The sequence below is a fragment of the Bacillus sp. mrc49 genome (genome assembly GCF_002803435.1).
In genome coordinates this window covers 1-424 of sequence record NZ_PHNG01000296.1, presented here as the reverse complement: position 1 = coordinate 424, position 424 = coordinate 1, and the positions used below count along the sequence as shown (strand labels likewise).

General features: G+C 38.7%; 1 protein-coding gene. It reads left to right on the top strand.

Annotated features, from left to right (window positions below; all coding sequences use genetic code 11):
* On the top strand, nt 1-424 hold a 424-nt coding region (locus CVN76_RS02030), incomplete at both ends, for a glycoside hydrolase family 25 protein (RefSeq protein WP_198512433.1).

Here is a 424-nt window from a genome sequence, read left to right as displayed (position 1 = left end):
TAGAACTGGATTTACCACTAGTTCTCGATATCGAAGTTGATCAAGGTGACATTGGGAAATCTGCATTAACAGCTGCGGTTAGAACATTCTTGGACTATCTTAAATCTCAAGATAGGAAAGTAATGATATACACCTATTATTCCTTTTATACGAACGATATCAATGTAACCGGATATCCTTTATGGATAGCCAGATATGGAGTGAATTCTCCAGGTATTAATGATTGGACCATATGGCAATATACAGATAGCGGTAGTGTAAAAGGAATCAACGGAAAAGTCGATGTGAACAAAGCGGTTGACTCCTTTTTATATGGACTAACAGAGGAACCTCCAACTGATCCTGAAACACCAGATTTACAAGTTACAGGAGATACTGCGTATAGTGTCACAAAGGACGTTTTCCTTAACCAGATCGGAAGAGC